The 2557-nt window shown below is 35.2% G+C and carries 2 protein-coding genes; one reads left to right on the plus strand and one right to left on the minus strand.

From position 1 onward, the window contains the following. Window positions 1-258 precede the first annotated feature (258 nt). Window positions 259-1614: a VanW family protein gene (locus Q0F90_RS08720; protein ID WP_296004819.1), complete on the minus strand. Its 1356-nt coding sequence runs from the start codon at window positions 1612-1614 to the stop codon at window positions 259-261. A gap of 107 nt (window positions 1615-1721) precedes the next feature. On the opposite strand from Q0F90_RS08720, the gene Q0F90_RS08725 reads away from it, so the two are divergent. After that, on the plus strand, window positions 1722-2557 hold an 836-nt coding region (locus Q0F90_RS08725; protein WP_296004821.1), incomplete at its 3' end, for a site-specific integrase.

The raw sequence follows: 2557 nt of genomic DNA on the forward strand, positions 1-2557 counted from the left end.
GCTATATACAAGGTGTTCATGTACATAGAAGATCATAGAGTGATCAAATTGTAAAATTGCGTCCATAACTTCCTCTTCTATTTTTGCTAAATGATAATTATTGAGAATTGATTGATAATTTTTCTCTTGTATTGAGTAATCTATTCTTACATACATGGATTATGTAACAAATGATTTCTCATGTATAGTTCAAATAATAGCCTAAACTATTTGTATCATATGGTCAATAGTTTAGGCTATATTTAATAAAATCTTTAATTATGATTTCTTTTTGTCCGTTTTTTTAGGTGGATTTGGTGGCGCTGCAGGTGTTGCAGGCATCGTAATAATCGTATCTACTGGATCATATATAGACTCAAAGGAATCTGTTTGTGTAACCCAGTTACCATAAGTAATGGTTCTATACGTATTCATTGTTAATCCTACATGCCCTTCCTGCACTTCTTTTTCTTTTAGTGCTGGATCTACTTTAGTGATAGTCTTATTAGGAATTTCGCCATAATCACCTACAGAAATAGATACATTTTTAGGCTTATCTTGAGCTGTACCTATAATGTAGATCGTTAACGTGCCGTTATTCATAACGCTTAGGATATAAATAGATTGTTGGTAAGGGTTTCTAAACTTAAAGTCTAGATAGCCCCAAGCTACTGTAGCATCACGACCAGCTTGAATATATCCTACTGGCTCAAAGTGCGGCGTACGCTCAATAATATTCATACCGGATAATAAAGCTGTATTAAATATGGTAGAACTTACTTGGCAAATGCCACCGCCAATCCCTGGAACCAATTTACCATCGATCATAACAGGTGCATCATCATAGCCAGCCTCTGCAGTACGTTCACCTACAACATCGTTAAAGGAGAACTGTGCTCCTGGTTTAATTAGAGTACCGTTTATTTTATCTGATGCTAATTGAATATTATGGGTTCTGCTTTCATTACCAGGATCATACTCCGTAGTGTAAGAAGCTAATACCGTATTCAATGGTTTTAAATCGGCATCACTTACTTTTACCGTATTCTGTGTAGTAAATACCATAGATAAGGAATTAATACTATCACCGGCCTGTAAATCATCCTTTAATTTTTTAAGAGTGGCGTCTATATCGATACGTTTACCTTCTTTTGCAGGATGTAATACAACTTGTCCATTTTCAATGGTAAGGTATGCATCATGTCCAGGTGTATCAATAGTTTTAGCTAATTCACTAAGATAGGTTCTACCTTTTACTTCATCAAGCTTATATTGTGGTTTAAAATGATGACCGTAGAATAAGGCATTAAACCTATTTGAAAGTAATGTCCACATATCGTCTTCATAGCCATATGTAGAAATAGCTTTTACCATGGCGTCTGTATCGATTTGGATTCCTAAATCATGATATGTAGCTTGTTGTTTTTTATTATTGCCTATATCAATAGATATAGATTGTGGAATTTTAGCATTTAGCTCTTGTAAGCGAGCCAGTAATTCAGTCTTAGGTGTATTAGATAGATCTGTATTGTTGTAATAAACACCATAAGAAACATTTTCTGTTGGAATATATGAACAGCCGCTCGTACCTAAGAGGACAAGCATAGTTCCTATTAATATATATTTCTTGTTCATTTTATTTATAAACTCTCCCGAATTTGTTATCACATTCTTTAATTATAGCATATTAGTGTCTAATCTATGGTACAATTATATTGATAATTTTAGGGTAAGGGTGAACTATGTCAAAGTCTAAAGAGCAACAGAAACATTTCTATTTGCGCAATAACGATGCGCTTATGAATAGCACTAAGTTGTCTATGAAAGCAAAACAAAGCATATTGTTATCTAAGGCTGAAAATACTGTTGATGCCTACGAATCGGATTGGGACGATTTCGTAGATTGGTGCACTTATCAGAAGGTATCTTATTTTCCAGCTACACCAGAAACAATTGTGAATTATATAAATGATCTAGCTGATTATGCTAAGGCTAATACAATATCTCGTCGTATTAGCGCCATATCGGAGAATTATAACGCCTCTGGTCATAGAGATAATCCCTGTATGGCACCTATTGTAAAACAAGCGTTACGAGGGATTAGACGTTTAAAAGGTACTTTTCAACAAGGTAAAACGCCAGTTCTACTAGAAGATATTGAAGATATTTTAGAGTGCATGGATAAACTAGATGTGCCTGAGTTGCAATTATTACGTGATAAAGCAATTCTTTTAGTTGGCTTTATGGGTGCTTTTCGTCGTAGTGAAATTGCGGCTATTACAGTAGAACATCTTCAGTTTTCTCCACAAGGTGTTGAAATCTTTGTACCATCATCAAAAGCCGACCAAGAAGGTCAAGGCGCTGTAGTAGCGATTCCTCATCTATCTGGTTCTCCTCTAGATGCAGTACGTGCTTTACAGCAATGGCTACGTGCCTCTGGTATTACTGAAGGACCTGTATTTAGAGGCTTCACTAAAAATATGTCACTTCGTAAAACCGCTATATCCGATAAAATGATTGCAGAAATCGTAAAGAAATACATTTCTCTTATTGGTCTTGATCCATCAATGTATGGTGC

The sequence above is a fragment of the uncultured Veillonella sp. genome (assembly GCF_934190855.1).
Classification (GTDB): domain Bacteria; phylum Bacillota; class Negativicutes; order Veillonellales; family Veillonellaceae; genus Veillonella.

Bases quoted from the DNA above. Each gene is read 5' to 3' on its own strand.
- Q0F90_RS08720 (WP_296004819.1), bottom strand. From the start codon at position 1,614: ATGAACAAGAAATATATATTAATAGGAACTATGCTTGTCCTCTTAGGT.